The 16781-nt window shown below is 67.2% G+C and carries 12 protein-coding genes; 6 read left to right on the top strand and 6 right to left on the bottom strand.

All coding sequences use genetic code 11. The features are described from left to right. The first annotated feature begins 141 nt into the window (after positions 1 to 141). From QSV35_RS00550 to QSV35_RS00535, 4 genes are all read left to right on the top strand, one after another. Positions 142 to 780 (top strand): TetR family transcriptional regulator, encoded by a 639-nt coding sequence (locus QSV35_RS00550; RefSeq protein WP_286285608.1) that lies wholly within the window; start codon positions 142 to 144, stop codon positions 778 to 780. Then, a complete protein-coding gene (locus QSV35_RS00545; RefSeq protein WP_286285606.1) occupies positions 780 to 1607 on the top strand; it encodes a nitroreductase family deazaflavin-dependent oxidoreductase in 828 nt (275 codons plus the stop codon). Before QSV35_RS00550 ends, QSV35_RS00545 begins: the two co-directional genes overlap by 1 nt. A 733-nt stretch (positions 1608 to 2340) precedes the next feature. Next, positions 2341 to 7212 carry a DUF7927 domain-containing protein gene (locus tag QSV35_RS00540; protein WP_286285604.1) on the top strand — a complete coding sequence of 1624 codons (4872 nt, stop codon included), beginning with the start codon at positions 2341 to 2343 and terminating at the stop codon, positions 7210 to 7212. 473 nt (positions 7213 to 7685) lie between these two features. Beyond that, positions 7686 to 9815, top strand: coding sequence for a glycoside hydrolase family 36 protein (locus tag QSV35_RS00535; RefSeq protein WP_286285602.1), 2130 nt, complete (start codon positions 7686 to 7688; stop codon positions 9813 to 9815). Positions 9816 to 10031: 216 nt separating this feature from the next. Here the strand turns inward: QSV35_RS00535 and QSV35_RS00530 are convergent, their stop codons facing one another. The 3 genes from QSV35_RS00530 to QSV35_RS00520 are packed head-to-tail and all read right to left on the bottom strand — an operon-like array spanning position 10032 to position 12026. Next, positions 10032 to 10349, bottom strand: a complete 318-nt coding sequence (locus tag QSV35_RS00530) for an L-rhamnose mutarotase (RefSeq protein WP_286285601.1) — start codon at positions 10347 to 10349, stop codon at positions 10032 to 10034. A 34-nt stretch (positions 10350 to 10383) separates the two neighbouring features. Next, positions 10384 to 11133, bottom strand: coding sequence for an SDR family NAD(P)-dependent oxidoreductase (locus QSV35_RS00525; protein WP_286285599.1), 750 nt, complete (start codon positions 11131 to 11133; stop codon positions 10384 to 10386). Next, positions 11130 to 12026, bottom strand: coding sequence for a fumarylacetoacetate hydrolase family protein (locus QSV35_RS00520; RefSeq protein WP_286285597.1), 897 nt, complete (start codon positions 12024 to 12026; stop codon positions 11130 to 11132). The genes QSV35_RS00525 and QSV35_RS00520 overlap by 4 nt, the downstream gene beginning before the upstream one ends. Before the next feature lie 122 nt (positions 12027 to 12148). Between QSV35_RS00520 and QSV35_RS00515 the strand changes: the two genes are divergently transcribed. Together QSV35_RS00515 and QSV35_RS00510 are read left to right on the top strand one after the other, a co-directional pair. Continuing rightward, entirely contained in the window at positions 12149 to 13462 is a 1314-nt protein-coding gene (locus QSV35_RS00515) for an enolase C-terminal domain-like protein (RefSeq protein ID WP_286285595.1), read from the top strand. Then, positions 13459 to 14412, top strand: coding sequence for an aldo/keto reductase (locus QSV35_RS00510; protein WP_286285593.1), 954 nt, complete (start codon positions 13459 to 13461; stop codon positions 14410 to 14412). Before QSV35_RS00515 ends, QSV35_RS00510 begins: the two co-directional genes overlap by 4 nt. An 18-nt stretch (positions 14413 to 14430) precedes the next feature. Here QSV35_RS00510 and QSV35_RS00505 read toward each other — a convergent pair whose 3' ends face one another. The 3 genes from QSV35_RS00505 to QSV35_RS00495 are packed head-to-tail and all read right to left on the bottom strand — an operon-like array spanning position 14431 to position 16736. Continuing rightward, positions 14431 to 15279 carry an amidohydrolase family protein gene (locus QSV35_RS00505; RefSeq protein WP_286285590.1) on the bottom strand — a complete coding sequence of 283 codons (849 nt, stop codon included), beginning with the start codon at positions 15277 to 15279 and terminating at the stop codon, positions 14431 to 14433. Further along, on the bottom strand, positions 15276 to 15947 hold the full coding sequence (locus QSV35_RS00500) for a FadR/GntR family transcriptional regulator (protein WP_286285588.1): 672 nt from the start codon (positions 15945 to 15947) through the stop codon (positions 15276 to 15278). The genes QSV35_RS00505 and QSV35_RS00500 overlap by 4 nt, the downstream gene beginning before the upstream one ends. A 60-nt stretch (positions 15948 to 16007) precedes the next feature. Next, on the bottom strand, positions 16008 to 16736 hold the full coding sequence (locus tag QSV35_RS00495) for a FadR/GntR family transcriptional regulator (protein WP_286287795.1): 729 nt from the start codon (positions 16734 to 16736) through the stop codon (positions 16008 to 16010). Between the last annotated feature and the right edge of the window lie 45 nt (positions 16737 to 16781).

Genomic DNA, 16781 nt, shown 5'->3' with positions numbered 1-16781 from the left:
CCGGATCGTCGTGCTGTCGCGCAGCCTGGTCCGCTGTCGGCGGAACCTTGATGCCGACGATGTCGCGTGATCCTCTTCCCGGGTCTTGACTTCATTATGAACGACTGCTCATAATGAATCCGTGCAGACCGGAGAGAACCGATGAGCCGCCCGCTGCCGTCGGCGGTGGCCGCGGCCACGCACGGCGATCGCGATGCCGTGCGCGACCACATCCTGGATGCGGCGCTGCGCGTCGTCGAGCGCGACGGGCTGGCGGGCGCGTCGACCCGTGCGATCTCGGCCGAGTCCGGCCTCGCCGCCGGCACGATGTACAACTACTTCGCCGGGCGTCTCGACGTCGTGGCCTCCGCGATCGTGCGGCGCAGCGAACGGACGGCCGAGCCGATCGCGGATTTCGCCGACCTCGCGGGCACGGGGACCGTGCGCGGCAACCTCGACGTCTTCGCCCAGCGGGCGGGGCGCGTGCTCGACGAGTTGCTGCCGCTTGTGGCCGCGGCGTTCGCCGATGCCGATCTGCTCCAGGAACTGCGGCGGCGGGTCGCCGCATCCCCGCGCCTCGCGAACCCGATCGCCGGACTCGAACGCTACCTCGCCGCCGAGGCGCGGCTCGGGCGCGTGCGCAGCGACGCCGACCTTCCCGCTGTCTGCGCGCTCGTCGGCAGCCTCTGCCACGACGACGCGTTCCAGCGGCACCTCGTCGGCTTCGCGGCGCCGCCGCGCGCCCGAGAGCTCGCGGTCATCGCCGCCATGCTCGAACCCGTCGATCGGAAGGACCGCTGATGGATGTCTCCGGGCTCGTCGTCCTCGTCGTCGCCGCGCACGTTGCGCTGGCCGCGCTCGTCACCGCGATCGTCATCCATCGCCGGCGTGGCCTCGCCGTGCACGGCGGGCATTCGTTCGGCACGACGGCGTCCGGTGGTCAGGTGCCGGCGCACACCGGACCGCACGGCGGTCACGCGCACGGCGTCCTCGCCTTCGTGAGCCGCTCAGTCGCGGCACTCGTGGGCTTCGGCGTGCGTCTCGGCCCCGTCCGTCTGCTCACGGTGCGCGGGCGATCGTCCGGCCTCCCGCGGAGCACGCCGGTGGACGTGTTCACCGGCCGCGACGGCGCCTTCTGGCTCGTCGCCACTCACACGGCGAACGCGCAGTGGGTTCGAAACCTCCGGGCGGCGGGCGAAGGACGACTGTCGCGCGGGCGCGACCAGTTCGCGTTCTCCGCGCGGGAACTGGATGCGGCGGACGGCGCCGCCGTGCTCGCCGAGATCGTCGCGCCGCGGCTCGCCCGCCCATGGGGCGGTCTGGTCCTCCGGCGGACGCTCGGCCTGCCGACCCGGCCCGACGCGGCGCAGTTCGCGGCCGCCGTGGCGGAGCATCCTGTGTTCGCACTCGCCCCGCATCCTGAGCCTGACGCGGTGGCCGAGGCCGTGCGAGATCGCACCCTGGTCCCGCGACACCTCATCGGGATCGGGATCGTGGTCGCCTTCGTCCACGCGCTGGCCGGCGCAGCCGGCATCCTGGGTCCCGCAGGGTGGATGTCGGGTGTCGCCCTCGGGTTGCTGGTCGCCGGTCTCGGCAACCATCTGCGCCTCGCGGCGCGTGCCGCCTGAGCTGGAGGAAGTGGAGGGGCTGACGGGAATCGAACCCGCGCTGTCTGCTCGGAAAGCTCCGGCCGATTGGTCGCTATCCTTCGGAGGGTCGCCAGGCAGTGGAGGTTCGGCTCCAGCTGGTTCGGATGTCGCACGGGGGAGGCACCAACGGGCAGTACGCGTCGTGTGCGCGCGGGGATTCCTAGGGGCATCGTCGCGCTACTGGGCGTGACTCTCATCGCTTCACGGGTGATCGCGGGGACGGGTGGTGCACAGGCCGACACCACGGCGCAGTCGACGACGTACAAGACGGCCACAGACATCACCACCGAACTCTGGGCCGCAGCGTCCAGTTGTTCCGACACTGTGCAACCAAGGAGAGCGTGCGCGGCGCACAATCATGATGCCGCTCTGGGTACACGTGTGGCCTCGGATCTGTCGTAGGCGCCGAAAGCCGGTGCCAAGACGCGGCGCACTGCCCGCCGTTGGCTCCTGACTGGATGGCGAAAATCATGCGAAGTGCGTGATTGTCTCGTCTCCTGGGTATAGATAGTCTGACCGCGCAGAGTGGGCGGCTCATTGTTCGTGGCTATCTTCTTCATAGCCCGGTCGATGTGACTCGATGGGGGATCTTCAGGTGCAGCGAACCAGGTTCTCGAGGCGCGACATCGACAGAGGCCGCAGAGCCGCAACCTTCGGGTGGCGGTTCGAACGGCGTGGGGGAGTACTTGCCAGTGGCACCGCCCTCCTGCTGGTGCTCGGCACACTCGGTCTCGTCGCGGCCGATAGCGTGCCGGCGGCCGCCGAGTCGACACCGGTGTCGGAGTTCACGAAGGTGGGTATCGACCAGACGACGCCGTCGACAGCGACAGTCGACTCGCCCGGAGCTGCGGCGCCGGGCGACACGATCAAGTGGGTGCTGAGCTATCAGAACACCACGGGGGCGGATGCCGCGGTCTCGATCAAGGATCCGATCACCGCCGGGCAGTCCTATGTGGCGAACTCGTTGCAGCTGCCGCCGAACCTGACCGGGAACGTCTCCGCGAACACGCTTTCCGCATCCGGGACCGTTCTGTCCGGTTCGACCGCGGGAAGCATCCCGACGTCCACGCCCGTGTCGATCGACTTCACGACGCCGGGAGGTGACGGCTATTCGGTCGAGAACTACGGAACGAATGTCTACACGGTCTATCACCACAACAATTCGAACACGCAGGTGTTCTGTTCGACGCTCACGAACACGACGTGCCCGAACTGGCCGGCGAACACATATGCCAGCTATGTGAGTCCTGTTGCGGGAACTCCTATCGGCACCGGGGCGAACGGGACGTGGACGGCGCTCCAAAACGGTTCCTTCATCGTCGCGGGGAAGTTGTATTGGGGTGCGGCGCTCACGACGGCGGTGTCCGGCAAGTACTCGATCGGTGTGATGTGCCTGGACCTCACGACCGTGCGGGCGACGAGCTGCGGGTACACGGAGCTCGACACCGTATCGGGTTTCTCCGGGTCCGCTCCCCTGTCGACGAACGGCGTCGCGGCGTCGGACGGGAACTTCTACTTCTTCGACAGCAACGGGAACATGCTGTGCTTCAGCGCAAGCACCGGGTCCTGCGGCAAGGTCGGCGTGTCGGGCGGGCTGTTTTCCAACAACAGCAACGCGTCCATGCTCACGTCGGGTCGATACGTGTACACGACATTCGTCTCCGGCACGACGCTGTACCTCACCTGCTACGACGTCTCCGCACACGCGGTGTGCGGGAGCGCATACCCGATCAACGAGGGTGCCCCGAACGGCAACGCTGGGTATGCGAACACGATCGCTCCGGTGTTGGATCGGGCAACCGGGGCTCTGCGTGCGGCTTGCGACCTGGGCAAGGGCGCCTGCTACGCGCCAGACGGGACCGCGCTGGCCAGCAACCCCTATTCAGGCATTTCGGGCATCGGATATCCGCCCTCTACGGTCGGGTTCGGTGACGGGGCGATCGTGGGGACGAAGTTCTACGCCTCGCCGCGGAACGATGTCATCACGTGCTGGGACTTCGCGCTGTGGTCGGGATCGGGAGCGGTGCCGAAGTGCGCCGGCTTCACCGGGCCCACCAACACGTCGAACTACACGGTTCGCCCATTGACGGGCGATCTCGAGGGCTGCGGCGTCGCGGACGGCGACGCCGGCCAGATCAAGATCTTCAACCTCTCCGGGGGCGGCGGCTGCAACGCCGTAACGGCGGTGAACGTGAGTGTGGCGCCGTCGACGTTCTATTGCGACGGGCGGTCGGGGCACGTGTCGTCGTGGTCGGCCGTGTCGTTGGTGGGGCTGTCGGCGTCAGACTTCAGCAGTGCGCGATTGACGTTGACGGACGCGAACGGGGCGAACGTTCCGGGGTGGGTGGACGTGTCGTTCCCGCCGTCGGGCCCGCAGTCGATCGACATCTCGTCCATTCCGACGACGGGTCCGACGGCCTCGTTGACGGCGCATGTGACCATCGTGGGAGCGAAGAACCCGTCGGCGATGTCGTCGGCGCAGGTGAAGATCACGTGGTCGGGTGATCCACTGCAGGTGTGCTATGAGACGAAGGTCGCGGCGGTTCCGTGTCTGACGTCGTCGTCGGTGTCGAACACAGCGACGGCGGTGACCACGGCCGGGAACGTGTCGGATGGCCCCGCCGGCAACAGCACGGGAACGGTGCGGTTCACGGTCAAGAACGCGCCTGCGGCGTGTCTGCTGCATCTGCAGAAGTCCGCCTCCCCGAACCCGGCAAGACCCGGGAACACGGTGACGTACACGATCACAGTCACGAATACGGGCACGTCGGCATACGCCGCGGGCAGCCCGGCGTCATTCAGCGATGACATCACCTCGTCGTTGCGGGACTCCTCGTACAACGCGGGCAGCGTGGCCGCGAGCGCGGGCACAGCATCGTATGACGCGTCCACCCGCGTGATCTCATGGTCCGGGCCGTTGGCGGCAGGGGCCTCAGCGACGGTGACGTACACGGTCACCGTGAACGATCCGGATTCGGGTCCGCATTCGATGGTGAACCGGGTGGTGACCCCGGTCGACGTCCCGTCGAACTGCGCGGCGGGTTCGACGGATCCTGCGTGCGTGGCGACAGTTCCGATCCAGTCGTTCCGGGTTGTGAAGCAGACGACGGCCACGGTGATCGTGCCTGGGCAGTCCGTGCCCTACACGATCACGGTCACGAACACCGGTGGCGTGGATTACTCGGCGTCGGCGCCGGCGAGCTTCACCGACGACCTGAGCGGCGTGCTGGATGACGCGACGTACAACGCGGATGCGGCTGCGACGGCAGGGTCCGTGTCGTACGCGGCGCCCGTGCTGTCGTGGTCGGGGCCGCTGGCGGTGGGCGCGTCGGTCACAGTGCATTATTCGGTGACCGTGAACACACCGGACAACGGGGACAAGCAGTTGAGGAACCGCGTGGAGACTCCGACAGACAGCGGGGGAAACTGCGCGACGGGTTCGACGGACCCCGTCTGTCATATCGAAGTTCCCGCGAAGACGTTCGCCGTCGTCAAGACCGCGTCGTCATCGGTGACGGAGGAGGGGTCTGCGGTCACGTACACCCTGACGGTCACGAACACCGGACAGGTCGACTACACGACCGCGTCGCCGGCATCTCTCACTGATGACCTGACCGGCGTGCTCGACGACGCGACCTATAACGCGGACGCACAGGCCTCGGCCGGGACGGTCGCTTACACCCGTCCCGCATTGACCTGGTCGGGACCGTTGGCAGTGGGCGCCGTCGTGACCATCACGTACACCGTGACGGTGCAGGCCCCGGACACCGGCGACCACATGTTGACGAACGTCGTCATGAATCCGCCGGAATCGGGCGGCAGTTGCGTCCCGGGGAACACGGATCCCGCGTGTCGCAATGAGGTGCCGGTGCGGGCATACACGGTGGCGAAGAGTTCTCCGTCGGCGGGCTCCGTCTACCCCGGTCAGACCGTCCCCTACACGATCACGGTCACGAACACCGGCGGCGTCGCGTATACGGCGACCGACCCGGCGATGCTGTCTGATGACCTCAGCGGCGTGATCGATGATGCGACCTATCAGGGCGACGCGGCCGCATCGTCGGGCATGGTGTCGTACACCGCGCCGGTGCTGTCCTGGTCGGGTGCACTCGGGCTGGGCGAAAGGGTCACGATCACGTACACCGTCAAGGTCAACGATCCGCCGACGGGCGACGGCACATTGACGAACGCCGCCGTCCCGAACAGCGAAGGCGGGCGGTGCTGGAACCACACGCCAGGCCCGTGCGCACCCGTGGTGCGTCAGATCGCCCGGTACACCGTCACCAAGACGTCCTCGGCCACTAACGTCGTACACCCCGGCGACACCATCAGCTACACCATTACGGTTCACAACCCCAGCAATGGTGACTTCACGGTCGCGAACCCTGCGGGATTCACCGACGACCTCGCCGCCGTCGAGGACGATGCGACATACAACGGCGACGCCGCCGCGTCGGCGGGCGCCCTGGCCTATCAGAGTCCGACGCTGTCCTGGACGGGCGCGTTGGCCGCGGGATCGACAGCGACCGTCACCTACTCCGTCACCGTGCTCGATCCGGACACCGGGGACGGAATCCTGAGCAACGCGGCGACCCCGAAGACACCAGGCGGATACTGCGCGGATGGCTCCGCGGGACCCTGCGCGCCTGTGGTGCGTGACGTGCAGTCGTTCCACGTCGTCAAGACGGCATCCCCGAGCGGCCCGGTCCACCCGGGCGAGACGGTGTCCTACACGATTGCAGTCCACAACACCGGTCAGGTGCCCTACTCCGCGCAACAACCGGCGTCGTTCATCGACGACCTCAGCAAGGTGCTGGACGACGCGGCGTACAACGCCGACGCGACCGCCACGGCGGGCTCCGTCTCCTACCGCAAGCCCGTGCTCACCTGGTCGGGCCCTCTCGACGTCGGCGCGACTGTCACGATCACCTACACCGTGACCGTAGCGAATCCCGACGGTGGCGACCTCCATCTCATCAATCCAGTGGTCACCCCGCCCGGCATCGGCGGGAACTGCCCCGCAGGCTCGACGGACGCCGCGTGTTCCGTGACTCTTGACGTCTACTCGCTGCTTGTGGCGAAGAAGGCCGACACCACCCTTGCGGCCGCGGGTCAGAAGGTGACGTACACGATCACTGTCACCAACACCGGCCACGCCGCGTACACGGCGGCGGACCCTGCCGCGTTCACCGATGACCTCGGCAAGGTCGTCACGGGCGCAACCTACAACAGCGACGCCAAAGCGACCACGGGAACGCTCGCGTACCAGGCGCCGAAGCTCTCGTGGTCCGGCCCGCTCGCGGTGGGAGCCACTGCGACGGTCACCTATTCCGTCACCGTCGACCAGTCCGTCAGCATGGGTCAGACGCTGCGGAATGCCGTGGTGACGACGACGGATGGGAACTGCGCGGCAGGCTCAACCGATCCGGACTGTGAGGCGACCGTCATCGGAATCGTCATCCCGCCCTCCATCCTCGCGGTCACGGGAGCCGACGCCAGAATGCCTGCCATCGTCGGCGGTCTGCTGCTTGCGACCGGTCTCCTTCTGCTGACCATCCGTCGGTGGCGACGCAACACACGATGAACGCGCGCGGAACTGCACACGCCCGTCTGCGTGGATGCTGATGGTGACGACCGGGCCGAAGAGGGAAGGTGATCATGCTGCGCTGCCTCTCCATCCCTCACCGTTCTCGGACATGTTGCCGGGACTGCTGTCCGGACTCGCCCTGACGATCGCCGGCTTCGGCGCGCTCCTGTTCGGTCGCCGATTCGGTCGCGACCGTCAGGCGAGCTGACCTCGAGTCCTTCGCCGAGCTCGAGCGTCGCTACAGATTCAGCGACCCACCCGACGTTTCCGCCGATTGCCCAATCATCGAATGATGCTATCGTAGGATGTATGCGGGGTCCGGTGGGATCTGCGCGCGGCGTCGAGCAAAGGAGCCAGGCGATGCCACTTGGGCGACACCAGCGGGCTTTCCTTCCGTCACCGCCACTAGTGGTTCACCGCCTATCCGGTCACCCTCAGACACGCGTGGGCATCAATCGAGGAGCTGTTCGATGATCGTCGCCGATGAGACCAACGGGTTCACCTGGGGGAACGACAGTCTGCAATTGAGATTCCGCATCCTCGACGACGGCATCGTCACGCTCGAGACGATCAGCGTCCGCGATTCGACGGGCGGTGTGCGCGTGACGCACGGCGCGCGAACACCGCTGATCGAGGTCAGGACGGTCACCCACGGACCGACGAATCCGGCGGGAAGGGTCGTGGACTCCGCGATCGGCAGATCTCTGGTGTATCGAGGCCACACGACTCCTGCGTCGGACTCGCCCTGCCTCGTGCTCGAGGTCGGCGACGAAGAGCGGAAGGTCGGCGCGACGTTGACACTCTGCATGCCTGGCGAGGCAGCCGCCTTTCGGGCGTCCGTCACCGTCACGAATGAGGGGACCGACGCGGTCTCCCTTCTCGGGGTGTCATCTCTCGTCGTCGGTCTCGCCGTCGATTCACGAGCAGTGACGGTGATGTCGGCGGATAGTAGGTGGGGTGCCGAGTATCGGTGGCGAACCGACCGACTTCGGCCGGGCCTCCTTCCGCTGCTGCCGCCCGGGGTCTTCGAGAAGTGGCGCGACGACAAGTGGCTCAACAATGCCTTCCATGTCTCGTCGGAAGGCAACCTCTCCACGGGTCATCACGTGCCGACCGGTGTCGCTGAAGTCGACGGCGGGCCGTCGATTGCATGGGATGTCGAGGCGCCGAGCTCCTGGCGATACGAATTGGGCGACATTCCGGGTGGCGGCGTCTACATCGGGATGGAAGGGCCGAACGATGTCTTCGGACAGTGGTCGATGCGACTCGAACCGGGTGAGTCCTTCCGGGCGGTTTCGGCGTCCATGGCATTCGCAGCCGGAGGGTGGCAGGATGCGATCGGGCAGCTGACGACGCACCGGCGAGCGTCGCGCACGACTCGCGAGGTCTTCGAGACTGCCCCCGTCGTATTCAATGACTACCTCAAGGCGCTGAACGGCGACCCTTCGGAAGAGCGCCTCGAGCCGTACATCCATCGAGCGCATGAGCTCGGCGTCGATGTCTTCTGCATCGATGCGGGCTGGTACGACGATGATGCAGAGGGTTGGTGGGACAGCGTCGGCGAATGGCAGCCGTCTCAGCAGCGATTCCCCAACGGCCTGAGCGCCACGCTGGCACGTATTCGCGCCCTTGGGATGGTGCCCGGACTGTGGGTCGAGCCAGAGGTCATCGGCGTTCGCAGCCCACTCGCGAACCAGCTCCCGGAAGAGGCATTCTTCCAGCGGAACGGGTATCGCGTCGAGGAGCTCGGCCGATATCACCTCGACTTCACGCACCCCGCGGCCATCGGTCACCTCGACCGCACCATCGATCGCCTCGTGTCGATGGGGGCGGGCTATTTCAAGTTCGACTACAACGTCGCAGCGGCCCACGGTAATGACTCTGCGAACCGGAGCGCCGGACAGGGCCGACTCGAACATGCCCGGGCCTACCTGCAGTGGATTGATCGAATCCGCGAGCGACACCCGCATGTCGTACTCGAAAACTGCGCCTCCGGTGGCATGCGCACCGATCCGGAGACTGTGAAGCACTTCCAGCTGCAGCAGAGCACCGACCAATGGGAGAACCAGGCGGTCGTCCCCATCTCGATCTCAGGCCTCATGTCGGTGCCACCCGAGCAACTGGCAATGTGGTGCTTCCCTGACGTCGATGATGACAATGGGCGGATGCGCTTCGCGCTGGCATGCGCCCAGCTCGGCCGGTTCCATCTGTCCGGCGCCATCGATCGGCTTGAACCCGGGCAGCTTCAGATGGTGGCCGAGGCGATCGCCGCCTACAAGAACGTCCGGCGGGGAGTCATCGATTCGCGTCCGTTCTGGCCTATCGGTCTTCCCGAGTTCGAGGCAGACTGGATCGCGGGCGGCCTGATCCATGAAGACTTCACGAGAGTGGCGGTCTTCCGGCGGGGTGGAGATCAATCGAGGCAGCGACTGAGGATCTCCCATCTTGCGGGGTGCATGCCCACGATTACCTCCGTCCTCGAGAACGACGGCAATTCGTGGTCGTGGGATCCTGTCGCGGGTGAACTGGAGGTCGCCCTCGAAAGTGCCCCGGACGCGCTCGTTCTGGACCTGCGATCACAGGATCGCGTGACCGGCTGACGCGGCACCGTCCGACGGTCGACCACGGCCACCGCTCGAGCGATCGCTGACGGAACGGCGCGGGCTCGCACCTGCCCAGGATCCGTCTCGCACACCACAGGCTGGAAGATCGCCACGCACGCCTTGCGGGAGCCAGAAAAGCAGCATGCGCGGCGAACATTCAAACGCCGCGCGCGAATGGGGCCATAGGCCCGGAGCATGATCCCCGGGCCCGCGCTAGGCCCGTTGCCGTGTCAGGCTCCAGACCTGAGGCATCCCGACGCCCTCGGGCGGATCGACGAAGCGTTCGACGTGCCGGCCGATGACACGCTGCCAGTCCTCGTTCGCAGGATCGGTTCCGAGCGCGACAATCGCGGCGGTGAAGTCGTCGCAGTCGACCAGATGGAACAGGTGGCGCCCACTGCGCCAGATCGTCCAGTCGTGGATGTCGAGCCGAGCGAAAGCGGCCACCAGATCGTCGGGGATCGCGGCGTGGTCCTCCTCATAGGCGACCTCGTGGCCCTCCCGGAGTATGGAGTGCAGAGCGACGCGCATGGCGTTCCTTTCGCGGCTAGGGGAGGACGGGGGCTCAGCGGCGGAGACGCAGTCCTTGCATCCCGCCGTCGACGGCGATGCTCGTGCCCGTCGTCGAGCCCGCGCGGGGGCTCACGAGGTAGGTCACAGCGTCCGCGACCTCGTCCGCGGAGACGAGGCGTCCGTGCGGCTGGCGAGCCTCGAGCGCTATGCGTTCGGCCTGCGGCGACGGCGCAGATGACAACAGCCGATTGATCCACGGCGTGTCCGCGGTGCCGGGATTCACGGCGTTGACGCGGATGCCCTCCGACAGGTGATCGGCGGCCATCGCGAGGGTGAGCGAGAGCACGGCGCCCTTCGTCGCGCTGTACAGTGCCCGCTGCGGGATACCGGCCGTTGCGGCGATCGATGACGTGTTGCAGATCGCGGCGGCGGGCGAGCGGCGTAGGTGCGGGAGCGCGGCGCGGGAGACGCGCGCCATGCCGACGACGTTGATGTCGAAGACGCGATGCCACTCGGCATCCGGGTTCGTCGCGACGTCGCCCTGTGCGCCGATGCCGGCGTTGTTGACCACGATGTCGATGCGACCGAACTCCTCTGCGACCCGTTCGACACCGGCGCGGACCGAGGTGTCGTCCGTGACGTCCACGCGCACAGCGAGGTCGGCATCCGGCGCAATGTCCGGATTCACGTCGAAGACGGCGACGCGTGCTCCCTCCTCGCGGAGGCGGCGAGCGATGGCGGCGCCGAGTCCCGATGCACCGCCAGTGACGATCGCCACGAGGTCGGTCATGCTTGCGGTCATTCTGCGGCTCCTTCGGAGAGTGCGGCCGAAAGGGAGGAGGCGGTGGGCCCGGCGATCATCACCTGTCGTTGCCGTCCGAGGCCGTCGATCTCGAGTTCGACGATGTCTCCCGGTGCCAGGTAGGGGAAGCGGCCGGACAGGGCGACTCCCTCAGGGGTGCCGGTGAGGATCAGATCGCCGGGCTCGAGGGCCAGGTACTGGCTGAGCTCCCACACGATGTGATCGATGCCGAAGATCAGGTCGGCGGTCCGGGAATCCTGGCGCGGCTCACCGTTCACCCAGCTGCGCAGGCGGACATCGTGGGCGTCGAACTCGTCGGGGGTCACGAGCCAGGGGCCGGTCGGGCAGAATCCAGGACCGGACTTGCCCTTGGACCATTGCCCGCCGGAGAGGCCGAGTTGCCAGTCGCGCTCGGACAGGTCGTCGACGACGACGAAACCGGCGATGCGTTCTCGAGACTCTGCGGGAGACCCAAGGTATGAGGTCGGGACGCCGACGACGATGCCGAGCTCCACCTCCCAGTCCGTCTTGACGCTCCCGGCAGGGATCGCGACGCAGTCGTCGGGGCCGACGACCGTGTTCGGCGACTTCATGAACATCACCATGTGCTCCGGGGGAGCGGAGCCGGACTCAGCGGCGTGGGCCGCGTAGTTCATGCCGATGCAATAGACCGCGGAGGGGCGTGCGATCGGGGCGCCGACGCGGAGGTCTGCGGCACCCGGGAGCAGTGCCAGGGAGCCCGCGGCGAGAGCGCCGCGGACCCGCTCGACACCGCCCGAGGCGAGAAAGGCGCCGTCGATGTCGGACGTGAGCGGACGGAGGTCGTAGACGTCATCGCCTACGACGACGGCGGGGATCTCCGCGCCGCGGGGGCCAAGTCGAGCGAAGCGCACGATACTCCAAAAGATCGGAACTCTAAGATGCGCCGGCTCGGCGCTGGCCCGATTCTGACACACCATGCCCGTGATTGACAACCAATACATCTGATGTTTATCGTTACATCGGAAAGGAATCCATGTCTGTCATCACCGCCGTCGACACCATCGACATCCGGTTTCCCACCTCACTGAGTCTGGACGGCTCGGACGCCATGAACCCCGACCCCGACTACTCGGCGGCGTACGTGGTCATCCGCACCGATGCGCCCGACGGCCTCGAGGGCCACGCCTTCGTGTTCACGATCGGTCGGGGCAATGAGGTGGCGGTGGCGGCGATCGAGGCACTGTGGCCGCTCCTCCTGGGACGCGACCTGGAGGCACTCTTCTCCGACATGGGCGCCACGGCCCGGTCGCTCACCGACGACTCCCAGCTGCGCTGGCTCGGACCGGAGAAGGGCGTCATGCACATGGCGATCGGTGCGGTCGTCAACGCGTTGTGGGATCTGCGTGCGAAGCGCGCGGGCGAGCCGCTGTGGTTGCACCTGTCGCGACTGTCGCCCGCGGCGATCGTCTCGCTCGTCGACTTCCGCTACCTCAGTGATGCACTCACCCCCGTCGAGGCCCTTGAGATCCTGGAAGCGGCCGAACCGGGCAGGGAGGCGCGCATCGAACAACTGCGCACGGCGGGGTACCCGGCCTACACGACGAGCCCCGGCTGGCTCGGCTACTCGGATGAGAAGCTCGCGCGGCTCTGCCGCGAGGCCGTCGACCAGGGCTTTCCCCAGATCAAGCTGAAGGTCGGCGGGAACCTCGCCGACGACCTGAGACGGATGCGCGTCGCACGCGAGGTCGTCGGCGACGACTACCCGATTGCGATCGACGCCAACCAGCGGTGGGACGTCGCAACCGCCATCGAGTGGATCGCGGCGCTGGCCCCGTTCCGGCCCGCGTGGGTCGAGGAGCCCACGAGCCCCGACGACATCCTCGGCCACGCCGCGATCGCGTGCGCGATCGCGCCCATCCCCGTGGCGACCGGCGAGCACGTGCAGAATCGCATCGTCTTCAAGCAGCTTCTGCAGGCGGAAGCGATGGGTGTGATGCAGATCGACGCAGCCCGCGTCGGCGGGGTGAACGAGAACATCGCCAACCTGCTCCTGGCCGCGAAATTCGGCGTGCCCGTCTGTCCGCACGCGGGCGGCGTCGGTCTGTGCGAGGCGGTCCAGCACCTGTCAATGTTCGACTTCGTCGCCGTGTCCGGCAGCATGACCGGGCGGATGATCGAATACGTCGACCACCTGCATGAGCACTTCGAGGCGCCCGTCGAGCTCCGTGATGCGCGCTACGTCGCACCGTCGGCGCCCGGCGCGGGAACCGAGATGCGCAGGGCGTCCATCGAACGGCACACATGGCGTGGCGCGTTCGAGACCGAAGAGAAGGAGACCATGCAATGACCCCTGGGTTCGGCCCGCTCGGCTTCGGTGCCGCTCAGCTCGGGAACCTGCGCCGCGTCGTCAGTGACGACGAGGCGACCGCCGGCCTTCAGACGGCGTGGGATGCCGGCATCCGCTACTTCGACACGGCCCCGCATTACGGGCTCGGTCTCTCCGAGCGACGGCTCGGTGGATTCCTCCGCCAGCATCCGCGCGATGACTACATCGTCTCCACCAAAGTGGGGCGGCTGCTCGTGCCCAACCCCCGCTACAACGGCGGGCGCGACATCCTCAACGGGTTCGACGTCCCCGATGACGCCGTACGAGAGTTCGACCCGAGTCCCGACGGCATCCGGCGCAGCGTTGAAGCGTCGCTCGAACGGATGGGGATCGGCCGCATCGACATCCTCTACCTGCACGACCCGGAGGAGTACGACCTCGAGCGAGGCCTGCGAGAGGGGCTTCCCGCGCTCGCGGCGCTTCGCGACGAAGGCCTCGTGTCGCAGATCGGGGTAGGTGTGAACGACGCCGCCGTCGCCAGCCGCGCCGTGCGCGAGGGCGACATCGATCTCGTCATGATCGCGGGCCGATGGACGCTGCTGGACCAGTCCGCCGCTGAAGAGCTCCTGCCTGCGTGCGCACAGCACGGCGTGAAGATCGTGGCTGCCGGGGTCTACAACTCAGGTCTGCTCTCCCGGCCGCGTCCTTCCGAGGATGCGCAATACGATTACGCCGACGCGCCGCCGGAGCTGGTCTCCCGCGCCTGCCGGATCGCCGACGTGTGCGAGAGCTTCGGTGTCGATCTGCCGACAGCCGCGGTGCACTTCCCGAGCCTCGCACCCGAGGTCGCGACGGTCGTGGTGGGTGCTTCGCACCCCGACGCGGTTCGTCAGAACGTCGAGCGGATGGGCGTCGACGTGCCGGACAGTCTGTGGACGGCCCTCCGAGATGAATGGCTCATCGCCTCCTGAGCTGCTGAGGCACGCAATTCATGTCGTCGGCGCGAGACCGTAGAAGCGCTCGGCGGTGCCGGTGTCGACGGCATCTCGATCGGCTCCGACGGATGCGGCCACGCGCAGCACGCGGTCGCGCCATTTCGCCGGGCGCAAGCCCGCCCCCAGGCGGGCGCTGACGGGCCAATCGCTGCCGATCATCGCCCGTTCGGCGCCGAAGAGCTCGAGGCCGGCGGTCACGAACGCGTCACCGTTGTGGTCCAGCGTCGAGCGGTCGGCCGCTTCCGGAGCGAGCCCGGAGAGCTTGACATGAGTCAGCGGGCGCTCCGCGAGCCGGCGCATCGAGTCGAGCCACTGTCGGCCGGCCGCATCGTCGATCCCGGCGTCGACTGCCGGCTTGCCCAGGTGATCGATGACGACTTTCACGTCGGGCACGCTCTCGAGAAGCGGTGCGAGGGCCGTGAGCTGCCCGCGATGCACGCACGCGTCGAAAGTCAGCCCGCGCGCGGCTAGCACCCGAAGACCCGCGCGGAGGGCGTCGTCGTCGGCCCAGTCGCTCTCGTCCTCGCCCTGCAGCAGATGACGCACGCCAACGACGCCCGGCACCGTGGCGAGCGCGTCGAGGTGGTCGGACAGATCGGGCGAGCGCAGATCGGCGCCGGCGACGATGCCGCGCAGGCCCGACCAGTCGAGGTCGGCCACCCAGCGCGCCTCGTCGAGCGACTGCGTGCCTGCGCAGTCGGCCTGCACGAAGATCGCGCCGTATCCGGATGCCTCGCCGTCCAGATCCGAGGGGATGAAGGGCCGGTCGAGAATCGGCGCCTGACTCAGCCACGGATAGTCGAAGCGCCTCGGATCCCACATGTGGACATGAGCGTCGATCACGATGCGTCTCGCAGCCACTCGTCGATGCCCGCGACGTGTGCGAGCATCAGGGCCGACGCGAGCTCGGCATCGTGGCGGGTCAGGGCGCCCAGGATGGCGGCGTGCTCGGAGATCGTGCGAGCAGCGGCTCCGCGCTGGGTGATCCCACGCCAGATGCGTGCGCGCACGGTCGCGCTGGACATCGATTCCGTCAGGCGACTGAGGTACTCGTTCCCGGTCGCCTCGACGATCGCCTGATGGAACCGCACATCGTGCTGCACGAGCTCCTCGATCGTTCCGTCCGCGTTCGCCGTATCGACGATGTCCTGGAGGATCGTCATGTCCTCGTCGTTCATCGTGTGCGCGGCGAGCGCCGCGGCAGCGGGTTCGAGGATGCGGCGCACCGCGAAGATCTCGAGGACGGACCGGTCGGTATGCAGGTCGACGACGAACGACATCGCTTCCAGCAGGAGGGCCGGCTCGAGGCTTGTCACGTAGGTTCCGTCGCCCCGGCGCACGTCCAGGACGCGGATGAGCTCGAGCGCCTTGACGGCCTCGCGCAACGAGCTTCGCGACAGGCCCAGACGCTCGCTGAGGTCCTTCTCGGGAGGAAGCCTCTCACCCGGGCTCAACTCGCCCGAGATGATCATCTCCTTGATGCGTTCAATCGCCTCGTCGGTCACCGCCATGGGTCGAGCCTAACGGATCGATCACAAAAGATCGGATGTCTATCGGCTCGTCCATTTGCGTCACGGCGTGTCGTGCCGCCAGGTCCACAGGTCGCGGATGTGCCGGTCGAGCGCGACGACGGCGTCCTCGACGCGTCCGTCGCGCAGGGCGTTGTAGATGTCCCAATGGTCGAGGTTGGCGGCGTCGTACATCGCACGCGGCTCTCGCACCAGACGCTCGTTCGGCGGCATCTCCTCCATGAGGAGCATCACGATGCTCGACTTCAGTTCGTTGCCCGAGCGCGCCCGATAGACCCGATGGAACGCAAGATCGGCACGCTGCAGATCGGCGAGCTCGGAGGAGGCGTCCATGACATGGAGACACTCGTCCATGGTCGCGAAGTCGCCTTCGGTCAACTTCGGCGCTGCCTCCGTGATGAGCGTCGTATCAAGCTCTGCGCGCAGCGCGATCGCATCGTCGGCAAGGCGAGAGCCGATGTCGTAGGTGAGTGCGACAGGGAGGACTCGAGGGTCGAGGATGCTCCAGAGCCCCCGATCCCGGACGACGGTGCCGTCTCCCTGCCGTATGGACACGAGGCCTGCGGCCTCGAGCGACTTGACTGCCTCGCGGATGACAGTTCGGCTGACGTCGAATTCCACGACAAGAACAGGCTCGGGGGGCAGTTGCGTCCCAACGGGGTATGCCCCCGAGACGACGCGGCGTAGCAGCTCATCCGCGATCGGCGTACTGAGCCGCTGCCTTCTCCGCACCGGGCGGTCTGCGCTCGCAGATGTCGAGCCGCTCGTCATCGTCATGTCCTGAGTCTGGCGCGATCGGATCGAAAAGAAAAGGTT

This window comes from Microbacterium candidum, assembly GCF_030315975.1.
Classification (GTDB): domain Bacteria; phylum Actinomycetota; class Actinomycetes; order Actinomycetales; family Microbacteriaceae; genus Microbacterium; species Microbacterium candidum.
Note: the sequence above shows the minus strand (reverse complement) of the source record. Positions and strands in the feature narration are given on the sequence as shown.